The sequence below is a fragment of the Ferruginibacter yonginensis genome, assembly GCF_042651465.1.
Taxonomy (GTDB): Bacteria; Bacteroidota; Bacteroidia; order Chitinophagales; family Chitinophagaceae; genus Ferruginibacter; species Ferruginibacter yonginensis.
Genome location: NZ_JBHSCZ010000001.1, coordinates 1,237,829 through 1,263,959 on the forward strand (window position 1 = coordinate 1,237,829; position 26,131 = coordinate 1,263,959).

The window sequence follows — 26,131 nt, forward strand, 5'->3', positions numbered from 1 at the left end:
TCTATAAAAAAGCTATTTTTTAGAAAAATTCTTACAAAACCATGATTTTTATAACTACTTTATGACCAACAAAGTATTAAAATTCGTAAAGTGTTCCGTATTTTTTTGATGCATAATCGATGAAATATTTACTGTTTAAAAACGACCCTGTTGCTTGTTTACATAATTCTGCTGATGTATAAAACCTTCCATATGGGTAAATGTTTTTTTGTAACCACTCCCAAATTGCATTTGTAGTTCCATTTGCAATACTATTTTCTATTGTGGGATGTTGCTGTTGAATGGTATGAAAAAGTTGAGCAGCATATAAACTGCCTACACTATAGGTTGCAAAGTAACCAAAGCTACCATGGCTCCAATGTACATCTTGCAAACAGCCATGCACATCATCGGTAACTGTAATACCTAAATATTTTTGATACAACTCATTCCAATAACTAGGAATATCTTTTGCCTGCATGGTGCCTTCAATCAACAATTTTTCTATTTCGTAGCGTATCATCACATGAAAATGGTACGTTAATTCATCTGCCTCGGTACGTATAAATGAAGGTGCTACTTTATTAATGGCTTTATAAAACTCGTACACATTTACATCATTAAATTGTGTTGGAAATACCTTTTTTACTTGTTCAAAATGATGTTGCCAAAATGCTAAACTTCTACCAATATTGTTTTCCCACAACCTACTTTGGCTTTCATGAATACTTAAGCTACAATATTCACCTAAAGGCAGTCCGTATTGATTTTCGGGTAAACCTTGTTCATACAATGCATGGCCTCCTTCATGTATGCAACTCCATAACATGTTACTAAATTCATGTTCATCAATACGAGTGGTAACCCTTACATCATTGCTACTAAAATTGGTAGTAAAAGGGTGTTCGCTTATATCTTGCCTACCTGCTTCAAAATCAAAATGCATGGCCTTTAAAATATCAATACCTAGTTGCCATTGCTTATCTTTTTCAAAATGCTGGTGTAAAAAATCGGTATTAGGCGTTGGCTTTTTTTGTATCTGCTGCAACAAATGTGTGATTTGTGGTTGCAAATCTGCAAATAAGGCATCAACAATAGTGGTAGTAAGACTTCTATCAAATTCGCTCATTAAAGCATCGTAAGGATGTTTATCATACCCAATAAGTTGTGCTTCTTCTTTTTTAAGGTTGATGATGGTTTGCAGTGGTGCTTCAAAAACGTTGAAATCGTTGTGTTTACGAGCTTTTATCCATGCATGAAAACTTTTGTTTACAGCTTCACTCACGTTGCGAACAAAGTGCGATGGCAATTTTTTACTACGTTCATAATCTTCAAAACTCAATGCAACGTTTCGTTGTTGCTGTGCATTTAAAGTAACATCATTTTTTAAATGTTGTAACAAATGCCCCATTGCTTCGCTGGTAAATTGTTGGTGTGCCCATTCGGTTAATGTTGCTATTTGTCTACCCCTTGCATCATTTCCTTTTGGTGGCAAATAAGTTTCTTGATCCCATTGCAGCACCGCTCCAGCATATTTTATATCGCCAATTTTTTGAAGTTCCGTAACGTATTGTTGATAGCTAAATTGATTCATATTTAAAAGTAATCATCAAAAACGTACCTAACAAATTGAATGAAAATATATTATCAAACTACATTAAATTGAGGCTTTAAAGCATAACTATGATCATTAAAGATATTGTTGCATTTTTAGAAACCATTGCGCCAACCTCATTGCAAGAGAGTTATGATAATGCTGGCTTAATAGTAGGCAATGCCCAGCAACAATGTAGCGGTGCAGTTGTTTGTTTAGATGTTACTGAAGCTGTGTTAGATGAAGCGATTGCTCATCAATACAATTTAATTATTGCCCACCACCCCATTGTTTTTACTGGGTTAAAAAAACTTAATGGTAAAAACTATGTTGAACGTATTGTAATAAAAGCCATACAACACAATATTGCTTTGTATGCTATACATACCAATTTAGATAACGTATTACAGGGCGTTAATGCTGCAATTGCAGCAAAACTTGGTTTAACCAATACGCAAGTGCTACTGCCCAAAAATGCTATTTTACAAAAACTAGTTGTGTTTGTACCACAAACCCATGTATCAACTTTACAAGAAGCCTTATTTAAAGCAGGCGCTGGTAATATTGGTCACTACAGTGAATGTAGTTTTACAAGTACTGGTATAGGTAGCTTTAAACCTGGTGATAACACTAACCCGTACATTGGTACTATAGGTGAAAGGTATACTGCTGAAGAAGTAAAGCTAGAAGTGGTATTTGAAAGCTGGCAACAAGCCAACATTGTTACTGCTATGGTACAAAATCACCCTTACGAAGAAGTTGCATACGAAATTTATACGCTGCAAAACACCTATCAGCAAATTGGTAGTGGTTTAGTAGGGCAATTAACTACTGCTATCACTGAAACAACTTTATTAGCATTGTTAGGCCAACAATTTAACCCACATTGCATAAAGCACACACAAAAAACTGGTAAACCAATACAAAAAATTGCCCTATGTGGCGGCGCAGGTAGCTTTTTAATTGCACAAGCAAAAGCGGTAGGTGCAGATGTATATATTACAGCTGACCTTAAATACCACGAATTTTTTGATGCTGATAATCAACTCTTATTGGTAGATATTGGCCACTATGAAAGTGAACAGTTTACAATAGAACTACTATTTGAACTTTTGAGTAATAAATTCCTTAACTTTGCACTCCTTAAAACGGGTGTGAACACTAACCCTGTTCAATATTTCGTTCCATAAAAATTAAAAAAAGGCATAAAATGGCAGCAACTAAAGAATTTTCAGTAGAAGAAAAGTTGATTTCACTGGTACGTTTGCAAAAAATTGATAGTAAACTGGATGAAATTCAGGTACTAAAAGGCGAATTACCAATGGAAGTAAAAGATCTTGAAGACGAAATTGAAGGGTTACATGCACGCCAAACAAGGGTTGAAGAAGAAATTAATGGCATTACTGAGTTTATTGAGCAACGCAAAGCTGCAATTGTTGAAGCACAAGCTTTAATTAAAAAGTACGAAAAGCAAAGCGAAAACGTAAAAAATAGCCGTGAGTTTGAAGCAATCAATAAAGAAATTGAAATGCAACAACTCGAAGAAAAATTATGTGAAAAGCACATTAAAGATGCTAATATTGAAATTGCAGAAAAAGCAAAACAATTAGAAGCTGCTAAAAAAGCAGTAGCTACTAAAGAAGCTAATTTAAGTGGCAAAAAAGGCGAATTAGAAAAAATTATTGCAGAAACTGAGAAAGAAGAAACACACTATAACAAAGAAGCTGCAGCTGCTCGTTTACAAGTTGAAGAAAGATTGTTATTAAGCTACGATCGTATTCGCAAAAACTACCGCAATGGTTTATCTGTAGTGGCTGTTGAAAGAGATAGCTGTGGTGGATGTTTCCATGCAATACCTCCACAAAAACAAAGTGAAATTAAATTACGTAAAAAAGTAATGGTTTGCGAAAACTGTGGTCGTATTTTAGTTGATGCAGAGTTGAACGACGGTATTGAAGTAAAATAAATTAATCTTAAAACTACACATTCAAGAGGTTGCTTTAGCAACCTCTTTTTATTTAAAACAAATTTTTCTTTTTCTTTTTTTTAGGTTCATAAATATTTACAGCTTGTTCCACTAGTGCTAAAAATGCTGTTTGTAAATAATTTTGATGATCAATAGCAGCTTGTGTTATTGCTTTCACTTGTTGCCAACTAATATGTTTTACAAAGGGTGATAATTTTAGCTTTAAACCAAATAATGCAATGGCGGCAGCCAACTGGGCATCTTTAAAATACTCGTTTTGGGTTTTACTAGTAATACTGTAATTAACCATTTTGTATTGTTGTGTAGCATCCTTTACATCATGATACTTTAATTGCAAAGTGGCCATGTTAAGAAGGGAATCGTTACTATTGGGGATAATTTCAAATATGGCAAAAGTGCTGCTACCACTGCCAATTTCGCCACCATCTACATCACTTGTGGCATCTTGTATGGCTTCCCTTTTATTATCGAACCCTATAAGTTTATATTGCTGAACAGCATCAGCATTAAATTCAATATTGATAAAAGCATCATCTGCTACTGCATACATGGTTTCAGTAATTTCATGCACCAATACTTTTTCAGCTTCTTGCAAATTATCTAAATAAGCATAATTACCATTACCTCTTTTTGCCAATGTTTGCAGCTTTGAATCTTTTAAATTACCCATTCCAACACCTAAACAAGTTAAATAAATGCCTGTTTGGCGTTGTTTTGTTATTAATGCATCAAGGGCTTTTTCTGAGGTTTGTCCTACATTAAAATCACCATCTGTAGCAATAATAACCCGGTTGTTACCACCCGGTATAAAATTGTCTGACGCCAATTTATAAGCAGCTACTATAGCAGCCTCACCGGGGGTATCACCAGCAGCTTGCAGCTTTTCGATTGCATCAATAATGTATTGTTGTTCGCTACCAAATGTGGGTGCTAACCAAGTGCCTACTACCCCACCATACGTTACAATGGAAACTTTATCAACCGGTCGCATATTTTTTACAAACAGCTGAAATGCTTCTTTCAACAACGGTAACCTATTGGGCATATCCATGCTTCCAGAAACATCAATTAAAAAAACGATGTTACTAGGAGGTAACGTATCAATATTAATTTTTTGAGCACTAATATTAAGGCACAATAATTTGTTTTGGTTATTCCATGGGCAATCAACTACCTGATGCATTACTTTAAACACTTCATTTTTTGAAGGTTGTTGGTACCCAATATTGAAATAATTAATGAGCTCTTCTATACGAACAGCATCGGGTGGCACCATACTATTACCATTAATAAAACGCCTCACATTGCTGTACGATGCCTTGTTTACATTCAATGAAAAACTTGTGTGTGGAAATTGTTGTGCTTTTACAAACTCGTTTTCAATGAGTTTAAAATAGGTTTCATCACTTACGTATGGATTGTACCTTGTATTACGTTCCGCATTTTTAGTAAATGAAATAAGCTTGGGCTTATTGATAGCCACTGTTGCACCATCATTTTTTAAAATAATTATTAAAGGCTGTTGGGCTGTTATAAGTAAAGTTTGCTTTTCAAAACCAGCTAATACAACATCTATAGTATCAATTGTATTTTTCGATACCATTTCAAACATGCCTAACACGTTGGTGTAAGCCGTACTGCTATTTGATTTTATTGTTATTTTAACTTGCTGTAACGGTAATTTTTTGCTGTTATAAACTGTTCCCTTATATACATACTGGGCCTGAACTGTAATTGCAGCAAGCATGAGTAAGCAATATATTATTTGCTTTTTCAAGATGTTAGTTATGGTTTTACCGGTTAATTACACTGAGTAACTATGGCTTATTAATTAAAACGTATGCTTTACAAAAACATTGTATTCGGTGTAACGTAGTACTAATATAAGCAAATTATTTTTTTAGTGTATTAACAACAATTCTACTATCCATCAACCAACGTGTAAATTTCTTTAAGATTTCTGGCCAAGCCATCATAATCTAAACCATAACCTAATAAAAATTTATCAGGCACATTAAACCCTAAATAATCAATTGTTACAGGGTGTGCTAATGCTTCTGGCTTATGTAGTAAAGCCACAATTTTTAATGATGTAGGTTGTTGATTGGCTAACTGCGGTAAAAACTCATACAATGTTTTGCCAGTGTCAACAATATCTTCAATGATGATTACGTGCCTATCTGTTAAAGTAGCATCTAAACCAATAGAAGTGATGACTTGCCCAGTACTTTTAGTGCCTTTGTAGCTGGCCAATTTTATAAAACAAATTTCAGCATCAATAGTAAGCTCCTTAAACAGGTCAGAAGCAAACATAAATGAGCCATTTAAAATGGCTATAAACAAAGGTTTTTTACCTTCATAATCTTTATTAATTTCAGCACCCAACCGTTTAACTTGTTCATCTATTTGTGCTGCAGTTAAATAAGGAGCAAATTTTTTATCGTTGACTTGTATAATTGACATGTACTTTTTTATAAGATGTTAATTTGATATTGATGATGGCCTCAATTTAATTTTTGTTCCTTTTTTAATCATATCATTTTCGTTAAGACCATTGTATTGCGCTATCATTTTTAATTGTACGCCGTTGTTTTGAGCAGCATCGTACAAACGTTCATTTTGTAATACAGTATAAAAATCTCTATTTCCTTGTTTTGCTTTACGTTCAAGGTAAATCAGTTGATCGGCTTTTAATAAACCATCGTTCATCAAATCATTATAATCTAATAGCTTTTGCAAATCAATATTTGCAGCAGTTGCAATAGCCAATAGTGACATGCCTTTTGTTGCAAAAACCACTTTCAAACCATTAACTTTAGTATTGCCTAAATCAACAGGTGTAGTGCTGGTAGGCAAGGTTACCGGTTTAATATTGCTTGTAGATACAACGGGTTCAACCATTTCAACTACCGCTTTTTGCTCAGTAACAATTGGTTTGGTATTTACAGCAACATCTGTAACAGTACCTAATTGATCATACTGTTGTAAATTATATTTTTCAATATTACTAATTACAATTTGTGGATACTTAGGGTTGGTAGCATAACCTGCCTTTCGTAAACCATAAGCCCAGCCTTTATAATCGCCTGGCGCTAACTTAAATAAATCAGCATACCTTGGTGTATTGCGTAAATAATCGCTATGATCTTTATAGCTATCTAATGCTGTAGGGTATTTTCTAAAACATTCATCAGGTGCATCATCAGTATGTGTTACGCTTTCACCTTTCCAGGTGCTTTTACATTTAATGCCAAAGTGGTTATTTGATTTTTTTACTAAGTCACTATTACCACTTTCTGTTTCTAAAATACCCTGTGCTAATGTAACAGATGCTGGTATACCCACTCGTTGCATTTCAGCTATGGCGGCATCTTTATACATAGCAATATATTCCTCAGGTGTAATTTTTTGAGCCGCCGCAGTAACACCAAATGCAATAAAACTTATAATCAACAAAAATTTGTACATACTATTTCTTTCTTATTAAAGTAATACCATCTCTTATGGAAACAATTACTTGTTCCGTTCTTTCATCAAGGGCCACATGTTGGTTAAATGCATCAATTGCTTTTGCATTTTTTCCCGTTATATTTTCGTCCAACACTTGTCCGTGAAACAATACATTGTCCACTAACAAAAATCCTCCCTGTTTTATATAAGGCAAAGTTAATTCGTAATAATCAATATAACTCAGTTTGTCGGCATCAATAAAAACCAAATCCCAGGTTTCTTGTAACGTAGGTATAATTTCTTTGGCATTACCCACATGCAATTTAATTTGTTGCTTGTAGGGTGATTGACTAAAATATTGTTGTGCGGTATGTGCATCTGCTGCTCTTAATTCAATAGTATGTAACAAGCCGTTTGGCTGCAACCCTGTAGCCAAACACAAGGCGCTAAAACCAGTAAAAGTGCCTATTTCAAGCACTTTAAAAGGCTGTGCCATTTTACTAATAAGTTGTAAAAATGTGCCTTGCACAGCCCCACTTACCATATGTGCATGAGGGTGATTGGCATAGGTATCTTTTAAAATTTGTTGTAACAAAGCATCGGGTGCCGTGGTATATTTTTCAATATACGCTTCCGCTTGTGGGGCTACAATATCCATTATGCAATATTTTGAGGTGCTGCTTTTTTTGAAATGATGTATAACCCTGCAAATGTAATAAAGCCATTGAGCAACAATAATTCTGAACCAATTTGCACATCGCCTAACAATACTTTTTGGTAGGTATCAATTACAAAACATATAATAGGGGCCGCTATACAAATAATTGGTACTATGGTATCATTTACTGTTCGTTTGGTTAAAATACCAAAAGTAAATAACCCCAATAACGGACCGTAAGTGTATGCAGCAACTTTTAAAATTACCCCAATCATACTTGGGTTGTTTATTTTATAGAATACCAACACAAATAATAAAAACAACCCTGCAACGCCTAAATGCACTTGCTGCCTTAATTTCTTTTTAGCGGCATCAGTCATGCTTGTATTTCGTTGCATACCAATTATATCAATACATATTGATGAGGTTAGTGCAGTAATAGCTCCATCAGCACTCGGAAACAAAGCTGATATCAATGCAATAATAAAAATGATAGATACAAATGATGGCATGTGGTGTAACGCAATTTCCGGAAACAATTTATCACCAGTAACGGTTATGCCTTGCTGTGCTCCATACAAATGCAACAAGCCTCCTAAAAATAAAAACAATACTAATACCGAAACTAAAATGATGGATAGTGTAATTATATTCTTCTGCGAATCTTTCAAACGCTTTACTGATATGGTTTTCTGCATCATTTCTTGATCCATACCCGTCATTGTAATCGTAATAAATGCACCAGCTAAAATTTGTTTCACAAAAAATAATTTACTAGCTGGTTCTGTGAAAAATATTTTTGAGTACCCCTTTTCACCCATTGCTTGCCAAGCCTCTCCTACATTCATATTCATAGCATACAAAATATATACAACACACACTACTAGTCCAGTCAACATAAACGATGTTTGTAGCGTATCTGTAAACACAATTGTTTTTACGCCACCTTCGTAGGTGTAAATTAAAATCATCAATAAAATAATAAGCGTAGTTACCCAAAACGGCACATGTAACTCAGCCAATATAGCATCTTGCAAAATTTTTACCACCAAATACAAACGAGCCGTTGCACCTAAAGTTCTGCTTAAAATAAAAAACGATGCCCCAGTTTTATACGATTGAAAACCTAACCTCCCATGCAAATAATTATAAATAGAAGTGAGGTTCAATTTATAATACAGTGGCAGCAATACGTAAGCTACCACTACATACCCAATTAAATAACCAATGGCAATTTGAAAGTAGGCAAAAGCTTCTTTACCCACACCACCAGGCACACTTACAAACGTAACACCCGATAATGATGTGCCTATCATACCGAAAGCCACGAGCATCCAGTTCGAATTTTTATTACCAATAAAAAACGAATCGTTGTTACTATTTCTGCTAGTGTACCAAGCCACACCAAGCAATAATAAAAAATAGCCAGCAACAAATAATAACAAAATAATAGGCGACATATAATTTAAACTTTTCTAAATTTTAATTTTTGTAGGGGCTCATTAACCATTGCATACGTATCAACATTTGTTACCGCTATTCGTTGCAAGTCCTCATGCAGGGCACTTACATAGCCCATGCATTCCGGGCTTTCCACTGCTATCGGTGAGCCATGCAACATAGTACTTTATTCAACTTTTGTTGAATCACAAATGCAATATTGTTTATTCAAATAAAATTAATGTATCAAAGGCATGAAAATAGGCAAAATCTTTGTGTCTTTGCATAATAATTAAAAAAGCACATGAGTTATAAAGCAATAGCCGTTTTTTGTGGTAGCAAGGTGGGCAACAATCCTTTATATGAAGCACATACCATAGCATTAGGACAACTACTAGCCGAAAAAAACATACGTGTAATTTATGGAGGTGGTAACAAGGGGTTAATGGGCGCTGTAGCCAATGCAGCCTTAGCAAACAATGGTGTAGTAACAGGCATTATACCTGAATTACTGAAAGATAGAGAACATTTACATGGTGCCCTTTCAGAAACTTTTGTAGTAGATGGTATGCACAGCCGTAAAAAAATGTTATACGAAAAATGTGATGCTGCTATTATTTTACCGGGTGGCTATGGCACGTTAGATGAAGTATTTGAAATGCTCACTTGGAACCAATTGAACATACACAGCAAAAAAATATTCATTTTAAATACTGCTGGTTTTTATGATCATTTAATGGCACATGTAACCAAAATGTATGATGATGGCTTTTTATATACACACCCAATTGAGCAATTAACCATTATTAACCACCCCGATGATTTAAGACAGTATTTTTAAAAACGTTCTCTTCGCCTATTCTTACGACCTCTATCACTGTATTCAAACAGTGCAACATTAATTCCTGCTCTAATAATTGGTGTTAATCTTCCAAGTTGATCTACATAAGGTGAATTTGCATTTTTAGCTACATCAAATAACACCGAAAAATAGTAAAATGACTTACCATCTTCATAACGACCGTTGGCAAAACCAGGCCCCACCAAAAAACTACCAACACTTCTTGTTTCTTTAGACGGTAAAAAATTACCATTATTAGCAGGTATATATTTTGATGTTAAAAAATTTTGTTCGTACTGTGCATGTGCAAATAAAAATTTAACTGGGTATACTCTTATAAAAGCACCGGGACCAATTACTGATTGGCGCAACTTATCGCCTAACTCAGCAAAATCTCTATACGATACATAATTATAATTCAACGATACGGCCACATCAAGGTATTTATTTAAACTATAACCAAAGTATGGCCCTACACCTACATTAAAACTACCCGAACCAAATCCTAATGCGACTGTACCCCCAGCAAATAATTTTGATTTATCAAACCCCTTTGTTGATACTTCGTCATCATCATCTTTACTCGATTGTGCAGTGACGGTGGCCAATGAGAAACTTATAAATAATATTGCTAACAATGCTTTTTTCATAAATACTTTTTTGAGATATGGTTAGATGTTGAAATGAGGGTTTAGTTTAGTGAGCATCAAAAATTTTTCCGCTATTTAAAATATTGTTTGGGTCAAATACTTTTTTAATACCCCTCATTATATGCAAAGTAATGTCATCAAAAACGATGGGTATATATTCTTTTTGTATTAATCCAATACCATGTTCGCCACTAATGGTACCACCTAATGACTTCACCAATTCGAACAATGCTTTTAAAGCTGGTATTACATCGGGGTTATTTAAACTGTAAATACTACCGGGCTTTTTAATACGTACATGTAAATTACCGTCACCTGCATGGCCATAACAAACCACATCAAAATTATACTGGGTACGCAAAGCTTTTACACCTTTAATAAGCGCAGGTAATGCAGCCCTCGGCACAACAGTATCTTCCTCAATAGTATACCCATCAATTTTAACAGCTTCAGCAACACGGCGACGTAATTTCCATAACGCTGCTTTTTGTTGTGCATCATCAGCAAAATATATTTCACCACAGTCAAAGTCCATTAAAACTGTTCCAATGGCTTCCATTTCTTTCATTAATACTTCAATATCATTACCATCAACCTCAATAATTAAATGTGCTGCCACATCATCGCCAATTGGTATGGTAGTATTGTCAATATATTTACTCACAATTCGTAGTGCATCTACCTCAACCAACTCCAAAGCACTCGGTGTAAAACCTGCTCTAAAAATAGCACTTACTGCTGCACCTGCTTTTTCTAAATCGTTGAAGGGTACTAACATCAACAAATCGTATTGCGGATGCGGTATCAGTTTCAACACAATTTTAGTTACAATACCTAAAGTGCCTTCACTACCTACCATTAGCTGTGTAAGATTATAACCTGTGGCATTTTTAAGCACATTGGCACCTGTCCAAATAATGTCACCTGTTGGTAACACTACTTCTAAATTCAACACATAATCTTTTACCACACCGTATTTTACTGCTTTAGGGCCACCACTATTTTCAGCAATATTTCCCCCAATAAAACAGCTGCCTTTACTACTTGGGTCGGGTGGATAAAACAATCCTTTTTCCTTTACAGCATTTTGCAATACTTCAGTAATAACACCTGGCTCTACGGTAACTTGTAAATTGCGTTCATCAATTTCAATAATGTTGTTCATACGTTCAAATGACAACAACACCCCACCAAAATGAGGTAAAGCGCCCCCACTTAAACCCGTACCAGCACCCCTTGGCGTAACAGGTATTTTGTGTTGGTTACAAATTTTCATTACAGCGCTTATTTCTTCGGCTGTACGTGGCTTAATAACGATGTCAGGTAAAAAATAAAGATTTTCTGTTTCATCTTTAGCAAATACATCTAAAGTTTCATGATCAGTAAACACAAACGACTCTCCCACAATTGCTTTAAACGCCGCCACATTTTGTTGAAAAATAGATAGCTCAGTAGTTGCTATAGACATGTAAATTTTATTTATTTCAAAGTTGCAAATAAATAGCAATCGCACAAAGAAAAGTTATGCGTAAAATGTTAATAGCATGGTATTAAAATCGAGGACAAAGGGTTTGCCTATCAACATTACCAGGGTAAAAGCCTTTTTTAATAATACTAAATTCAAAAGCACCTCTGTAATTATTGAAACTACGCAGTGTTGATACAGTAGCATCGTAACTAAATGTGAAGCTAATATTTTTTGTTTCGAAACCGGCAGTTGGTATTACAGCATCTTTATTACGATAATACAAACCAAATATGAGTTGACTTTCGCCATACTCTGCTAAATTATAATTAGCATTAATACCGCCGCTTAACTCCACTGCTTTTGCTTGCGTTGTGAAATAAACATTGGGCCTAATTATAACCCTTGGGTTCACTTTAAAAATACCGTTCAAAAAACCAATATGGCGAATAGGAATACGACCAGCATCTGTATTATCGCCAAAAAAAGTTTCTCTTGGTTTATTAACGTGCATTATAGAATACCCAGCGTTAATGTAAATATCTTCTTGTGGAAAGTAAGCATAGTTAACACCTGCTTGCAAATCAAAGTAATCAACATTAATGTTTGTAAAAGCTACAGTGGTTGGCAATGTGCCATCAAAGAAATTACCATTGAATTGGTCAGGAAATTTAAGGTTGGTAGGATCAACTCGTTTTGAAGCATAGCCTAAATTAAACCCAGCACTCAATAAACTACTTAGCCCTAACATTTGGTGATAAGCCACTGAACCATAAAATTTATCTGATCGCAAACTACCACTACCAGCTTTATCACTTAAAATTACACCACCAACACCTAACCAACCATTTTCTAGTTTATCTCTAAACAATTGAGCATCGGCCCAAGCACTCATAGTTTTATAGGGCGCATTTAAAATACTACTAAATTGATTTCGATAATTAACCCCCAACCTATAATCAGCATCAGGGATAAAGCCCGTGTTTGCAGGGTTTGTTGTGAGGGGCGAATTATAATATTGAGAAAAATGAATATCTTGTCCGTAAGCCACATCAATACTACACAACAGTGCAATAGCGCCAGTTAATTTAAGTATGTTTTTCAATAACCTCATCTCTAAAAATTTTTAACGTAACAAAGTAATATCACCTGTTTTCCTCACTTTTCTACCATCTGTCAATTCTGCATCTAACGTATAAGTATACACATCATTGGGTTGCAACTTGCCTTTGTAAGTTCCATCCCAACCTTGCTTTTTACTAGTTGATTCAAATATTAATTGACCCCAACGATTATAAATACGCCATAACATTTTACCGATACCAAAACCTCTTACAGTTACCACTGCATTTTCGCCAAACCTGCCAGGTGTAAAGGCATTGGGTACATCTAATAATGGATTGATTAACGTTTCTACCCTTAAATTAAACGTATCGCTACAACCTGCCACACTAAAAGCAACAAGTTTTGCATCAAAAAACCCTGTTGAATTGTACTCATGTTTTGGGGCAAAGGCTGTAGAGGTTTCACCATCACCAAAAATCCACAAATAAGTATCAGCAGCTGTTGAAAAATTACTAAAGCTTACTGGCACGTTCACTTGCGGTGGGTTAGGTCCCCAACTAGCCAATGCTTGCGGTTTTGGAACTATTTTAATCTCAAAGAATTCAGAGGTATCTACTTTATTACATGTAGTAGAATCAAACGCAATTAAGCGATAACGATAGGTACCTACATTTTGATATACATGCGTAGGGGCAAATGCTGTAGAGGAGTTTGCCGCACCTGATGCAGGGTCGCCGAAATCCCACTGCCATGATAAACCACCTAAAGAATTATTGCTAAATGGCGCTGTAAAAGGAGCACAACCCAATGCAGGTGCTGATGGACGAGCATCTACTAATGGATTAATTCTTAAAGTATCAAGAAGTGAATCAGGCGCATTACAAAAACGAGGATCAATTACAAATAATTTTACAATATAGGTACCCGGACCCGGATACACATGTGTACGCACAGGTGTTAAGCCTGCGGTATCTTTGGGTGAACCATCACCATAATCCCACACAAATGATTGACCCGTAAATGATGAACCTGCTGTTGAAGTACTCGTATTGGTGAACTCATAGGTGCTGCTCGTACAAGGATCAAGCTTACGTTTGGTAAAACTAGGTATAACCCTATTAGTACCAGCGTTAATGGTGATGTAAGATGTATCTCTAAGATTACAAGTATTTAAATCTTCTGCAATTAATCGTACTACAAAGGTTCCTGGTGTATTAAATGTAAAAGATGTTTGTGGTACAGTGGTGGTTTGATCAACACCTGTAGGGTTTGCCGAACTATTAAAGTTCCAATAGTAAGTAACTCCTTTACGTATCAAATCTTGAAAATTTACTGCAAAAGGCACACACCCAATGGTATCATTTACAATGCCATTTGCTTCTGATTGAATTTGTGCACCAACCCCTGAAAAGTTCATATCGATTTTTACTGCCGCTTCATTACAAGCACTGCTGCCATTTAACCTAGCCCATGCACCAGGCGTTGTTGGAAAAGTAACGGGTGGTGTAGAAACCCTGCCACCGCAGTTGGCACAAAGCGCTTGATAAATAATACCGTTTGCATCAAACCGACTAGTACCACCATCCACATGATCACCTAAGCCACCAAACTGACCAAAATGCGAACCAAACAATTGGTTTTGTGCATCTTTACGTAATACAAATAAGTAAAAATCAGCTCCATCAGCTTGCGGAATATTCGGTAATGGATCAATTTCTGGCAAGTTGGCTGTATTGCCTGTTTGATAATTTTGGTTATTATTGATACCACCACCCCAGCCAGATACATACACATTTTCACACCTATCTACTAAAAAAGCAATTGGTGAAATGCTTGGTGACGGCGCATTTTTTCCAAAAATGGTTGAGTATACATAATTGGACAAATCAGGCTGTAATTTTGAAATAAATTGCTTGGCACCTGGTACACTATAAGCTGCATTAAGTACCGGCCAATTACCTTTTGTAGTACCCATTACATAAGGGAAACCTGCCCTATCTATTTTTAAACCATACACCAAATCATCGGCATTGGTACCCAAATAAGTTGTTCTTAAAAAAGTTCCACCATTAGGAGGTAATACAGTTACAAAACCATCAATACCACCTTGGGCTGTTGTACCAATAGTACCACCAGTACTGCCATTAAGGTTGGTACTTTCTGTAGCGCCACCAATAAAAATATTACCTGTTGTAGGACTAACGGCTGCTACAAAACAAGCATCGTTACCGGTTCCGCCAAAATAAGTAGAAAATATAATGCTATTTAAATCAGCTGCAAATTTTAAAATAACCCCATCTTGTGCACCCCTTGCCGTTGCTTGTGCAGGCACAAACACCGGAAAGTTGGTTGATTGTGTACATGACGCTAAAATAACATTATTAGCAGCATCTAAAATAACTTCACTCCTTGCATCATCGCCATAGTTTTGTCGTAAACTTTGAGCACCTAAAGCGCCTAAATATTTAGGACGAATATTAACACCATCATCAGCTGAGCCACCCATTTTTACAGAACCAATTAAAGCATTGCCTGCTGCATTGAGCTTCGTTACTACTATATCGTAATTGGCGCCTGTAGCTGGTATCGCTGTTCTTCTTGGATAATTAGCCGAATTACTTCTGCCAGCAATAACTAAATTACCAGCCGCATCGGTAATCATACTATGTGGCTGTTCATTACCATTACCCCCTAAATAAGTTGCATAAAGCCTACTTTGTCCGTTGGGTGAAAATTTAAAAATAGCCATATCAACCCCACCAAAATCACCTTCGGGTGAACCTCCATTAAAGGTAGTTTGATAAGCCCCAGGCGATGTAGGATACCCAGTACCAAATGCAATACCACCTGCATAAAAGCTACCATCAGGACCAGGCGTTGCAGTGTAACCCCAGTTATCAACAGTACTACCGGTGAGTGATGAAAATATTAATTGAGGATCAATAATAAGCGTCGCAGAAGGGTCATAATCATCTACTTTAAAAGTAACTACATTATCCCTCAACACATATTTAGTAGCTACATCTTTTGAGCCGGCAGTGGTCGCTTGATATGAGTAAGGCGCCATTTCAGTAACATCACCAACTGGTGTAGTTATTATGAGCGCTTTATTTTTTATTTGTAAACCAGTAACACCATCATACCTTAAAGCGATTAAAGCAGGGTTACCTCCGGGGCGAACAATAAAATCATATTTTAAAGCATCACCAGCGGTGTAATACCTTACATCTATATTAGGATAAATGTTTTGGTAGGTAATGGCATTGTATATTTTACAATTTGATGCCCATTTGGAAGGATCATTGCCAATAAAATAATTGTTGTAAGATGATTGTGGTTTTTCTGGCTGTAACAAAGCTTTATCAGAAGCGCCCAAAAAACGTACGTTGTATACAAATGAATGAATGGTAAATGAATCTTGCTGTGGTACTTTCGGATTTTTTTGTGCAGTAGGGTGCGTAAACTCAGTGATTCTATTCATATCTGCCTCTTTATGCAGCAACACACTAAACCCTTTATTTTGTAAAGAAAATGAACCATTGATAAAATCAGTTTTGTAGGTAATGCTATTATCCCACTGACCTTTATTTTGAACAAAATTGAGTTGTGCTTTTACATCGTTACCGATCAAAAGCAATAAAGTGCATACAATAAATGCAACGGAATTTTTTAAAATGGTAATCAACGTATTTTTATTTTCAATTTAATTAAATAAACGTAAACACTCATCGCTTCGTTTTTTGTTTCTACAATGAAGACTCAATCTTTAACTTTCCATTACAAATTTTAGGCTATTTTACTCCATTTTGTTTTTCCTTTTTGCGATATGAGGAAATTCTTGATGCATTGGTGAGCTTCCATTTCAATGTCAGCATCTGCCGTTAACAGTTCTTCTACTGCGGCCCTTGCAAATTCAAGCATGGCTTTATCGTTTACAATACTAGCCAATCTAAAATTAATTGCTCCACTTTGTCGGGTACCTTCAATTTCACCTGGCCCCCTAATTTCTAAATCTTTCTCTGCAATTTTAAATCCATCATTCGTAGCCACCATTATACCCATTCGCTCACGGGCATCGTTAGAGAGTTTACTACCCGTTAATAAAACGCAATAACTTTTTTCAGCGCCACGGCCCACCCTACCTCTTAACTGATGCAATTGCGACAATCCAAACTTTTCAGCACTTTCAATCACCATAACGGATGCATTGGGCACATTTACGCCCACTTCAATTACAGTGGTGCTAACCATTATTTGTGTATCGCCACTTACAAAGCGTTGCATATTGGTTTCTTTCAACTCAGGCGGTTGCTTGCCATGCACCATACTGATCCAATACTTTGGTTCAGGAAAAAATGATTTTACTTCTTCGTACCCCTTCATCAAATTTTCATAATCGAGCTTACTACTTTCTTCTATTAAAGGGTAGATGATGTAAGCTTGTCGCCCTAATGCTATTTCACTTTTTATAAAATCCATTACCTGAGGCCGTGCCGTTTCATTGCGATGCGTTGTAACAATGGGCTTTCTTCCTGGAGGTAATTCATCCATTACACTATAATCTAAATCACCATAAGCGGTTAGCGCCAATGTTCTAGGTATGGGTGTGGCCGTCATTACCAATACATGCGGCGGAATGGTATTTTTTTCTCTTAACTGTGCCCGTTGTGCAACGCCAAATTTATGTTGCTCATCAACCACAGCTAAGCCAATATTTTTAAACTGAACTTTATCTTCAATAACAGCATGTGTACCAATCAAAATATGCAGCGTTCCATCAGCAGCATCTTGCAAAATTTGCCTGCGGTTTTTTGTTTTTACAGAACCTGTTAGCAAGGCCACTTTAACATCCATACCCTGCAACATCTCCACTATGCTATTGTAATGCTGTGTTGCTAAAATTTCAGTAGGTGCCATTAACACACTTTGAAAATTGTTATCAGCTGCAATGAGCATACAAAGCAGTGCTACCATGGTTTTTCCACTACCAACATCCCCTTGTAAGAGGCGGTTCATTTGCTTGCCGCTGCCCGTATCTTTCCTAATTTCTTTCAACACTCTTTTTTGAGCGTTGGTTAAAGTAAAAGGTAAATGGTTGTTATAAAATGTGTTAAAATAAGCGCCTACTTTATCAAATATATTCCCCCTGCTAAAACGGTTGCGTTCTAACTTTATTAGCTGCATACGCAGCTGTGCAAAAAACAATTCATCAAACTTTAAACGGCGTAACGCATGCTGATAATGTTTTTCTGAAACAGGAAAATGTATTTGCTGGTACGCATCGTAACGCCCCATTAATTTGTAGGTAGACAATAAATTTGCTGGTAGGTTTTCAGGCAAATCTTGCACACTTAATTTAGACAATAAAGCGGCGGTAAATTTTGCTAATAGTGTACCAGACAAGCCCCTCGATTTTAATTTTTCTGTTGAGGGATAAATGGGCTCTAAACTGGCTTTACCAGCCATTTTTTCGGCACTAAACAATTCTATTTCAGGGTGGGCAATTTGAGGGTTACCCATAAAAAAACCGAGTTTGCCAAATAACAAATATTGGTGCCCAATCACCAACATTTTTTCAATAAAGCTTATACCTTGAAACCACACCAACTCAATAAACCCGGTATTGTCTTTTAACTTGGCAACTAACCTTTTGCTGCGGCCTTCGCCTACAAGGTCAACACTCAATAACTTACCAGCCACATAAGCGTACTCGTTTGATGGCGTAAGCGACGCAATAGCATCTACCTTGGTTTTATCAACATGCCTAAATGGAAAATGATGCAACAAATCATGAAACGTGTGAATGTTCAACTCTTTACGCAACAGTTCTCCCCTTTGGGCAGATATGCCCGTAAGGTATTCAATAGGAGTGTTTAATATGTTGTTATTGCTGTTAATAGTACAAATATACTATGTACTTAGTTTGCGGATTATAACCACAACAAGGCATTTTACGAACGCTTTTTAAAATAACGTTTCTTTTTAAACCCACCTGATGGTTTTTTATTGATTTCGTATGGAGGCTGCTCCCCTAACACAGCAGGTATAGGCATTTTAGGCACTTCCTTATCAATAAGTTTTTCAATTTCGGCAAACTTGTATTGCTCTTTTACATTTACCAACGTGTAAGCGGTACCCTCAGCCGAAGCCCGAGCTGTACGGCCAATACGGTGTACATAATCTTCCCCATCATTCGGCACATCAAAATTAATCACCAAATCAATGTTATCAATATCAATACCCCTACTTAAAATATCAGTAGCCACTAATATGGGTAGGCGATTGCTTCGGTATTGCATTAAAATAGCTTCACGTTGCTCTTGCTCTAAATCGCTGTGTATTTCGCCTGCATTTATGCCATTACGTTTTAAATCTTTAGTTAGTTGTTTTACATTTAATTTACTACTGCAAAACACCACTACTTTACTAAACGATTTATCTTTTAACAAGTGAACAATTAATGGTATTTTTTGTTGATCATATACCAAAAATGCTTGTTGAATAATTTTTTCTGGCGGCTTGCTAATAGAAATATTTACCTCCTCTGGCTGCTGCAAAATACTCTTTGCTAATGCCCTAATTTTAGGTGGCATTGTGGCTGAAAACAGTAGGTTTTGTCGCTTTGCTGGCAAATGCTTTATAATAAAATTAATATCATCATAAAAGCCCATATCGAGCATTCTATCGGCTTCATCTAACACCAAATATTTTAAGTGATCTAGCTTTACATAACCCATTTTAATATGGCTCATCATTTTACCTGGTGTACATACCACAATATCGGCACCCATACTCAAGGCCTTTTTTTCTTGCACAAAAGCATTGCCATCGCCACCACCATACACAGCAATAGAACTGATTGAGGTGAAGTAAGATAATCCTTCTAAATGTTGTGCAATTTGTATAGCCAATTCTCTGGTGGGTACAATTACCATTGCGGTGATGCTCGTTGGATCATTGTTTTCACCCAAAATTCTATTAATAAGTGGCAATAAAAAAGCAGCTGTTTTTCCGGTACCGGTTTGAGCTGAGGCAATGATATCTTTTCCGGCTAAAATATGTGGAATAACTTGTGCCTGAACGGGTGTGGCGGTTTCGTAGTTAGATGCTTGAATGCCCTCTAATAAACGGGCATCAAAATTAAAATCAGTAAAATTCAAATTGTATATATTTTATGTGAAGATACTATATCTATAGCGAAGCCGAACAACCCTACACTTGTAAAGCCCTTTAGAGCTGGGTTTTAAGGTTATTAAGGTAGATGATGTTGAAGCAACTTATCTTTACAGCGTTTTAAAATGAGCATTATGATACTAGCCGGACAATACAATGAAATGAAAGTACTGCGTACTGTAGAATTTGGTGTATACTTAGATGATGGTAACGAAGGTATTTTACTGCCAAAAAGATTTGTACCAGATGGCTTGGTAGAGGGCGACACCATTAATGTATTTGTATACCATGATAGTGAAGATCGTTTAATTGCCACTACACAACAACCATTAGGCATTGTGGGTGATTTTGTAAAATTGAAAGCCGTTTCAGTAACACCCTTGGGGGCATTTTTAGATTGGGGTTTAATGAAGGATTTATTTGTACCGAAAAGCCAACAAATAACGGGTATGCGACCATTGGGTGAATACCTTGTAAAAATTTATAGAGATGAACAAACAGGACGTACCGCTGCAACAGAACGTATTGAACAATTTTTAAATAATGATGTTTTAACCGTTGCAGAAGGCGATGAGGTAGATATGGTGGTAATGCGTAGAACGGATATTGGTTATTTAATGATTATTAATAAACAACACACCGGTGTGTTACATTTAAATGAAGTGTACAGAACCATTGGTGTGGGCGACCATTTTAAAGGATTTGTTAAAAAGATTTACCCTGATAATAGAATAGATGTAGTAGCCGGAAAGAAAGGCTATACAAGGGTGGAAGATGAAACTACCAAAGTTTTAAGGCTACTCAAAGAAAACGACGGCTATTTACCTTATAATGATAAAAGCGACCCTGAAGCAATTTACCTGTTTTTTGGCATGAGTAAAAAAACATTTAAAATGACTACCGGTAACTTATACAAAAACAGAAAAATTAGTTTTGAAAAAACAGGTATCAAATTAGTAGAAGATTAATATTGATATTAAGCAGCAGGAAGCGACACTGTAAAACTGCTTCCTGCGCCCAAATCACTTTCAACCGTGATGTTACCGCCCAAAGCCTCTATAAACTCTTTACTGATAGATAAGCCCAAACCTGTTCCTTCTTTTTTACTACCCGGCACCCTAAAATAACGATCAAATATTTTGTGAAGGTATTGGTGTGGTATCCCCTGCCCTTCATCTTGCACTACAAATTGCACTATTTGAGCTACCTGTTGTACTGTTATTTTTATGGCAGCATTTTCGTAAGAGTAACGAACAGCATTAGAAATAATATTGGTTAATACCCAAACTGTTTTATCAAAATCAGTGATTACGTTTATATGATCAGCTACTTTTAAATGTATTGTAATTTGTTGCTGTGCTATGGCGGCTTGATTCGCCTCTATAGCATACTGCACCAACTCCTGAGCGTTGCATATTTTTGATGATAATTGTAGTACCCCACTTTCTACCTGCGACATATTCAATAACTCACCTGTAATTTTTAATAACCGATTTGCATCATCTTCAATACTTGCTGTCAATTTTTGTTGCTCAGTATTTAAAGTACCAACGGCCTTGTTAGCCAATAATTGTAAACTCATTTTAATAGCTGCAATCGGTGTTTTTAGTTCATGTGATACGGTTGCAATAAAATTTGTTTTAGCAAAATCAAGCTCTTTAAATGCTGTAATATTACTCAGCAAAATTACATTACCCATCAACTTTTCATCTTGTTCACCAACAGCAGTAATTTTAATAGGTATCACATCTTTTTCAAAATAACTTTCTTTGTTGTTGGCATAAATTTTTAAAGTTTGATTTTTTACATTGGTCTGTTCAAACACAGCTTGCATTAAAGTATGCAGCAAATCATTTCGTTGCGCTAGTTGCTGAATGGGTTGCTGTAACACATCAGCTAATTTAAGGCCACAAATTTGCAAAGCACTATCGTTTATAAATATAATTTGATGTGTTGCATTCAAGCCTATAACAGGGTCGTGCATGTTATTGATAAGCGTTTCAAAACGCTTTTTCTCCAACAGTAATTTTTCGAGGTTACTCGTTTTATAATCAGCCAGTTTTTGAGCCATTACATTAAAGGCAGTAGCCAAATCACCAAATTCATTTTGCTTATCAAAATGCAAACGCTGTGCATAATTTTCGGCAGCAATTTGTTGAATACTAGCGGTGAGTTGTTTAATGGGGTTGGCAATATTACCCGGCAAATTAAATAACAAAACAAATGCAATGATAAAACAAATAGCGCCCACAAAACCAATCCAAACCTTGGCTGCATCTGCCGTAGTGGCGGCAATGGCTGATTTACGCTTAATGGCTTGCATATTCAACAACATAATATCAGTGATAGATTGTTGTACTTTTTTATGCAAGGCCGTATCGTTATTATGAGCTTTTAATAGTGTTACGTTTTGTACCAATGTTTGGGTTAATGCAGCTTCACCCACTTCTGAAATATTATTTTGTTGTAAGGCAACATTTTCATTTAACAACTGTAACTGAGCTGTATCATTTAAACCATTATTAATGGCTGTAAGCATTTTTCTAGCATAATCAATAGAGTTGTAATTGGCTACTAAAATATTTTTTGACTCGTTAGCCAACTTATTTATAAAAAAAGTGCCTAATAATATCATGGCTACAATCATCACAAATAATGATCCTATACCCAATATTAATTTCGCTTTAATTTTCATTACAAAGTATTTACGTTAAATGCTAAAACGTGCAACATCAACTTAAAATTACCAAATCAATTTGTTGCGATGTTAAATGATGTAGTAAATCATTAAACACATTAGTGGCTAAAATTACTTTAAACAAATTGATATGTGGCTTACCAATACAAATAGTAGTGATATGGCGTTCCACACATTGTTCAATAATAGCTTTGGCAATTTTAGTATGTGCTACTTTGATAATTTCGGCACCAGATTCAGTGGCAAGTTTAAAGTTATTAATTAAATGACGTTGCTTATCTAAAGCAATGTTACCATCGCTTTCAGCAGGTGTTTGTACATATAATACATACCATTTGCTGTTGTAATAACTGGCTAAACGAGCTGTTTTTCTGATAACGTTTTTGGCTGTTTTTTCATTGCTGCTAATACAAGCTAAAAACCTTTCATGTTGTATGGATGTTACATTGGTTACCTCATTTTCTACTTTTCGTACCACTTGCGATGCTACTTCTTTTAAAGCCAACTCTCGTAATTGTAATATATGATGGGGTTGAAAGAAGTTTTTTAATGCAGCAGCTACTTTATCTGCCGTATATATTTTTCCTTCTTTCAACCTAGTTATTAATTCATCTGCTGTTAAATCAATATTCACCACTTCATCAGCCATAGCCAATACTTTGTTGGGTATACGTTCGTTTACTGAAATACCTGTAATGGTTTTAATAGCCTCATGCAAACTTTCAATATGTTGAATATTCATGGCAGATATAACGTTGATACCTGCTTCTAAAATATCCAATACATCTTGCCAGCGTTTATCATTTTTACTGCCCTCAATATTAGTATGTGCCAATTCATCTACAATAACAACTTCTGGCCTTAATGCAATAATACCTTGTACATCTAACTCTTCTAACGATTTGCCTTTATAAAATAATTTTCTACGAGGCACAATGTGTAAACCTGCTAACAACGCATGGGTCTCAATACGGTTATGGGTTTCTATATAGCCTATTTTTACATCAATGCCATTACGTTGTAACGCATGTGCTTCTTGTAGCATGCGGTATGTTTTACCAACACCGGCACTCATACCAATGTAAATTTTAAATTTACCTCTTCGAGATTTTTTTATTAAATCTAAAAAATGTTGTACCGATGTTGATTGATCTTCCATCATTTATAATTTAAATAACTTCAAATATTTATAATCTAAACAACAACGCAAATACTACCCTATCTTCTGACTTTACTAAATCAGGACGCCAATCTGCTGGCAATGGTGTAAACGTATAACCTGTTGGTGATGTTACCCCTCCTTTGCCAGCAAAATAAGGCACATTGGCATTACGATGTACATACTCTGCTTTTACTGAAATACTTTGGTTCATCATATACTCCACACCGGCTGATGCATCCCAACCTGCAAACTTATCGCCAGGGTTTGCACTAAATGGATAGGCACCTTCTGTTTGTGTGGGGTTGTTGGTGTTGGGTAGCGGACTAGCTTGACCAGTAGGGTACAATACCAAATACCTACCAGGGTTTTTCATAACACCACCACCAACTGTAACGGCTACTTTATTTTTAGCAAACCATATTCTATTATAAAACATAGCACTAGCAAAATATTGGGCTGGCCCCTGAGCCCCATCTTTAAAACCATTAACACCGCCACCTTTTTCAAAACCAACATCAGCTGTAATAGAAAAAGCCGCTCTAGTAATACCCTTACTAGTAGGATTATTATAGTAGCGCATTAAAAAACTATTGTCAGAATGAAAACGTTTTCTATTAGGAATACCAGCAGCATCTGCACCATAGTAATTATTGGTTAACATTTTTATATTACTGTTAGGCATGTAAGTGATGTTAGCACCAACGCCTGGCTGTTTATTAAAGCGACCATAACTTTGCCAGCCATTAATAATCCATGGTTCAATTTTTAAATGTTTGGTAGGATAAATTTGTACCCGTATACCATTAAAAAACCAAGGTGTATTGTCAGATGTAAAAGAAGCTTGGTACTCCCAATTTTCAGTTTGATAATAAGAATTTAAACCAATGTAGGAAAGAAACAAACCAGCATCTACATTAATACCGTACCATTTATTAATATGAAAACCTGCATAAGCTTCACTTAAATAACGGTACACATCTGCCAATTGATATTGCCCTCTATACGGACTCACATCATTACGTGGAATAACAATGGAACGGTTACCCATTTGTAACATTACCCTAGCATGAGCATTTTTATACATAAAATCGCCCCCTACATTTAAGTGCGATAATTGCACTTCGTTGTTACGAGCCAATGCCGTAGAACCCACTACGGTGTTGTCATTTGGATTATTAAAGGAGTGGGTATAATTAACATCTAACATAATAGATGGAACAAAATACTTGCCATGAAATACGGATGAATCCCTGCGATCACTTCCATTTTGCCAATTGGTTTCTATACCTTCAAAAGGTATTTTTTCGGTACTGTTGCTACTTTGTGCTTTGGTAGCTTGCGATGTAAATAACCATGCTGCTACTACTAAAAAACGTTTCATACTGTTTATTTATATTTTATTTATTTGAGTTGATCTAATGCGATGTTGATCTGTATTACATTTACTTTTTCTGTACCCAATAAACCAAACAAAGGCTTTTCAGTTGCTGTAATAACCAACTGCTGTAAATTGGGCACAGCTATTTTTCTGATGGCCGCAATTCGCTCTATTTGAATATTGGCAGCCTGTACAGATATATGAGGATCTAAACCACTACCACTTGCCGTAACAATATCAGCAGGTATTTGTGAACGTTGTACAGTTGGGTTGTGTTGTAAAAAAGTATCAATACGTTGTTGTATTGCTTGTAAATAGGCTGGGTTACTTGGCCCCTTATTACTGCCGCCAGCGGCAGCTGCGTTGTATTGTACTGCAGAAGGTCGACTATTGAAATAAGCATCACTGGTAAATGATTGCCCGATATTACGATAGTATTTTTTGCCATTGAAATGCACTACATCACCTTCACCTTTGTTAGGCACCAATTGAGCTACACCTAGCACTAATACTGTGTAAACACCCACAAATAATACCATACAAACGAGGGTTAATTTAATAGCTATAAAAAAATTTGATTTCATAATGATA

20 protein-coding genes are annotated in these 26,131 nt (G+C 35.9%); 4 read left to right on the plus strand and 16 right to left on the minus strand.

All coding sequences use genetic code 11. The annotated features are described in order from the left end of the window. Positions 1-76: 76 nt before the first annotated feature. Positions 77-1,573 carry a carboxypeptidase M32 gene (locus ACFOWM_RS05400; protein WP_379707658.1) on the minus strand — a complete coding sequence of 499 codons (1,497 nt, stop codon included), beginning with the start codon at positions 1,571-1,573 and terminating at the stop codon, positions 77-79. A gap of 89 nt (positions 1,574-1,662) precedes the next feature. On the opposite strand from ACFOWM_RS05400, the gene ACFOWM_RS05405 reads away from it, so the two are divergent. Further along, entirely contained in the window at positions 1,663-2,763 is a 1,101-nt protein-coding gene (locus tag ACFOWM_RS05405; protein ID WP_379707659.1) for a Nif3-like dinuclear metal center hexameric protein, read from the plus strand. 20 nt (positions 2,764-2,783) lie between these two features. Then, a complete protein-coding gene (locus tag ACFOWM_RS05410; protein WP_379707660.1) occupies positions 2,784-3,539 on the plus strand; it encodes a zinc ribbon domain-containing protein in 756 nt (251 codons plus the stop codon). Positions 3,540-3,591: 52 nt separating this feature from the next. Here the strand turns inward: ACFOWM_RS05410 and ACFOWM_RS05415 are convergent, their stop codons facing one another. The 5 genes from ACFOWM_RS05415 to ACFOWM_RS05435 form a co-directional block, all read right to left on the minus strand. Continuing rightward, positions 3,592-5,307, minus strand: coding sequence for a vWA domain-containing protein (locus ACFOWM_RS05415; RefSeq protein ID WP_379707661.1), 1,716 nt, complete (start codon positions 5,305-5,307; stop codon positions 3,592-3,594). Positions 5,308-5,483: 176 nt separating this feature from the next. Beyond that, positions 5,484-6,023, minus strand: a complete 540-nt coding sequence (gene hpt, locus ACFOWM_RS05420) for a hypoxanthine phosphoribosyltransferase (RefSeq protein WP_379707662.1) — start codon at positions 6,021-6,023, stop codon at positions 5,484-5,486. A gap of 18 nt (positions 6,024-6,041) precedes the next feature. Next, positions 6,042-7,028, minus strand: coding sequence for a glucosaminidase domain-containing protein (locus ACFOWM_RS05425; RefSeq protein ID WP_379707663.1), 987 nt, complete (start codon positions 7,026-7,028; stop codon positions 6,042-6,044). Between the two features lies 1 nt (position 7,029). Beyond that, positions 7,030-7,668: an O-methyltransferase gene (locus ACFOWM_RS05430; RefSeq protein WP_379707664.1), complete on the minus strand. Its 639-nt coding sequence runs from the start codon at positions 7,666-7,668 to the stop codon at positions 7,030-7,032. Continuing rightward, a complete protein-coding gene (locus tag ACFOWM_RS05435) occupies positions 7,668-9,128 on the minus strand; it encodes a sodium:solute symporter (protein WP_379707665.1) in 1,461 nt (486 codons plus the stop codon). Before ACFOWM_RS05435 ends, ACFOWM_RS05430 begins: the two co-directional genes overlap by 1 nt. Positions 9,129-9,412: 284 nt before the next feature. Between ACFOWM_RS05435 and ACFOWM_RS05440 the strand changes: the two genes are divergently transcribed. After that, positions 9,413-9,949: an LOG family protein gene (locus ACFOWM_RS05440; protein ID WP_379707666.1), complete on the plus strand. Its 537-nt coding sequence runs from the start codon at positions 9,413-9,415 to the stop codon at positions 9,947-9,949. Here the strand turns inward: ACFOWM_RS05440 and ACFOWM_RS05445 are convergent. The 6 genes from ACFOWM_RS05445 to ACFOWM_RS05470 form a co-directional block, all read right to left on the minus strand. Continuing rightward, the gene (locus tag ACFOWM_RS05445) at positions 9,946-10,599 is read right to left on the minus strand and encodes a hypothetical protein (RefSeq protein WP_379707667.1); all 654 of its coding nucleotides are present in this window, start codon (positions 10,597-10,599) and stop codon (positions 9,946-9,948) included. The genes ACFOWM_RS05440 and ACFOWM_RS05445 overlap by 4 nt on opposite strands. A 46-nt stretch (positions 10,600-10,645) precedes the next feature. Continuing rightward, positions 10,646-12,067 (minus strand): FAD-binding oxidoreductase, encoded by a 1,422-nt coding sequence (locus tag ACFOWM_RS05450; RefSeq protein WP_379707668.1) that lies wholly within the window; start codon positions 12,065-12,067, stop codon positions 10,646-10,648. An 82-nt stretch (positions 12,068-12,149) separates the two neighbouring features. Beyond that, positions 12,150-13,178, minus strand: a complete 1,029-nt coding sequence (locus ACFOWM_RS05455) for a PorP/SprF family type IX secretion system membrane protein (RefSeq protein ID WP_379707669.1) — start codon at positions 13,176-13,178, stop codon at positions 12,150-12,152. A 12-nt stretch (positions 13,179-13,190) separates the two neighbouring features. After that, positions 13,191-16,814, minus strand: a complete 3,624-nt coding sequence (locus ACFOWM_RS05460) for a DUF7948 domain-containing protein (protein ID WP_379707670.1) — start codon at positions 16,812-16,814, stop codon at positions 13,191-13,193. A gap of 101 nt (positions 16,815-16,915) precedes the next feature. After that, positions 16,916-19,036 carry an ATP-dependent DNA helicase RecG gene (gene recG, locus ACFOWM_RS05465; RefSeq protein WP_379708261.1) on the minus strand — a complete coding sequence of 707 codons (2,121 nt, stop codon included), beginning with the start codon at positions 19,034-19,036 and terminating at the stop codon, positions 16,916-16,918. A gap of 44 nt (positions 19,037-19,080) precedes the next feature. Next, entirely contained in the window at positions 19,081-20,289 is a 1,209-nt protein-coding gene (locus ACFOWM_RS05470; protein ID WP_379707671.1) for a DEAD/DEAH box helicase, read from the minus strand. Positions 20,290-20,436: 147 nt separating this feature from the next. Here ACFOWM_RS05470 and ACFOWM_RS05475 point away from each other — a divergent pair, with 147 nt between their 5' ends. Then, positions 20,437-21,270, plus strand: coding sequence for a CvfB family protein (locus ACFOWM_RS05475; RefSeq protein WP_379707672.1), 834 nt, complete (start codon positions 20,437-20,439; stop codon positions 21,268-21,270). Between the two features lie 8 nt (positions 21,271-21,278). Here ACFOWM_RS05475 and ACFOWM_RS05480 read toward each other — a convergent pair whose 3' ends face one another. Genes ACFOWM_RS05480 through ACFOWM_RS05495 form a run of 4 tightly spaced genes read right to left on the minus strand, consistent with a single transcriptional unit; the run spans position 21,279 to position 26,124 of the window. Beyond that, entirely contained in the window at positions 21,279-22,997 is a 1,719-nt protein-coding gene (locus ACFOWM_RS05480; protein ID WP_379707673.1) for an ATP-binding protein, read from the minus strand. Between the two features lie 37 nt (positions 22,998-23,034). Continuing rightward, entirely contained in the window at positions 23,035-24,159 is a 1,125-nt protein-coding gene (locus tag ACFOWM_RS05485) for a sensor protein KdpD (protein ID WP_379707674.1), read from the minus strand. A gap of 28 nt (positions 24,160-24,187) precedes the next feature. After that, a complete protein-coding gene (locus ACFOWM_RS05490) occupies positions 24,188-25,543 on the minus strand; it encodes an outer membrane beta-barrel protein (RefSeq protein ID WP_379707675.1) in 1,356 nt (451 codons plus the stop codon). A gap of 20 nt (positions 25,544-25,563) precedes the next feature. Further along, entirely contained in the window at positions 25,564-26,124 is a 561-nt protein-coding gene (locus ACFOWM_RS05495; RefSeq protein WP_379707676.1) for a K(+)-transporting ATPase subunit C, read from the minus strand. Positions 26,125-26,131 lie beyond the last annotated feature (7 nt).

Excerpts from the sequence above, each read along its gene's own strand:
- ACFOWM_RS05455 (WP_379707669.1), bottom strand. The coding sequence starts at position 13,178 with ATGAGGTTATTGAAAAACATACTTAAATTAACTGGCGCTATTGCACTG.
- ACFOWM_RS05405 (WP_379707659.1), top strand. The coding sequence starts at position 1,663 with ATGATCATTAAAGATATTGTTGCATTTTTAGAAACCATTGCGCCAACC.
- ACFOWM_RS05425 (WP_379707663.1), bottom strand. The coding sequence starts at position 7,028 with ATGTACAAATTTTTGTTGATTATAAGTTTTATTGCATTTGGTGTTACT.
- ACFOWM_RS05475 (WP_379707672.1), top strand. The coding sequence starts at position 20,437 with ATGATACTAGCCGGACAATACAATGAAATGAAAGTACTGCGTACTGTA.
- ACFOWM_RS05490 (WP_379707675.1), bottom strand. The coding sequence starts at position 25,543 with ATGAAACGTTTTTTAGTAGTAGCAGCATGGTTATTTACATCGCAAGCT.
- ACFOWM_RS05445 (WP_379707667.1), bottom strand. The coding sequence starts at position 10,599 with ATGAAAAAAGCATTGTTAGCAATATTATTTATAAGTTTCTCATTGGCC.
- hpt (WP_379707662.1), bottom strand. The coding sequence starts at position 6,023 with ATGTCAATTATACAAGTCAACGATAAAAAATTTGCTCCTTATTTAACT.
- ACFOWM_RS05435 (WP_379707665.1), bottom strand. The coding sequence starts at position 9,128 with ATGTCGCCTATTATTTTGTTATTATTTGTTGCTGGCTATTTTTTATTA.
- ACFOWM_RS05480 (WP_379707673.1), bottom strand. The coding sequence starts at position 22,997 with ATGAAAATTAAAGCGAAATTAATATTGGGTATAGGATCATTATTTGTG.
- ACFOWM_RS05415 (WP_379707661.1), bottom strand. The coding sequence starts at position 5,307 with ATGCTTGCTGCAATTACAGTTCAGGCCCAGTATGTATATAAGGGAACA.
- ACFOWM_RS05450 (WP_379707668.1), bottom strand. The coding sequence starts at position 12,067 with ATGTCTATAGCAACTACTGAGCTATCTATTTTTCAACAAAATGTGGCG.
- ACFOWM_RS05485 (WP_379707674.1), bottom strand. The coding sequence starts at position 24,159 with ATGGAAGATCAATCAACATCGGTACAACATTTTTTAGATTTAATAAAA.
- ACFOWM_RS05430 (WP_379707664.1), bottom strand. The coding sequence starts at position 7,668 with ATGGATATTGTAGCCCCACAAGCGGAAGCGTATATTGAAAAATATACC.
- ACFOWM_RS05495 (WP_379707676.1), bottom strand. The coding sequence starts at position 26,124 with ATGAAATCAAATTTTTTTATAGCTATTAAATTAACCCTCGTTTGTATG.
- ACFOWM_RS05440 (WP_379707666.1), top strand. The coding sequence starts at position 9,413 with ATGAGTTATAAAGCAATAGCCGTTTTTTGTGGTAGCAAGGTGGGCAAC.
- ACFOWM_RS05400 (WP_379707658.1), bottom strand. The coding sequence starts at position 1,573 with ATGAATCAATTTAGCTATCAACAATACGTTACGGAACTTCAAAAAATT.
- ACFOWM_RS05410 (WP_379707660.1), top strand. The coding sequence starts at position 2,784 with ATGGCAGCAACTAAAGAATTTTCAGTAGAAGAAAAGTTGATTTCACTG.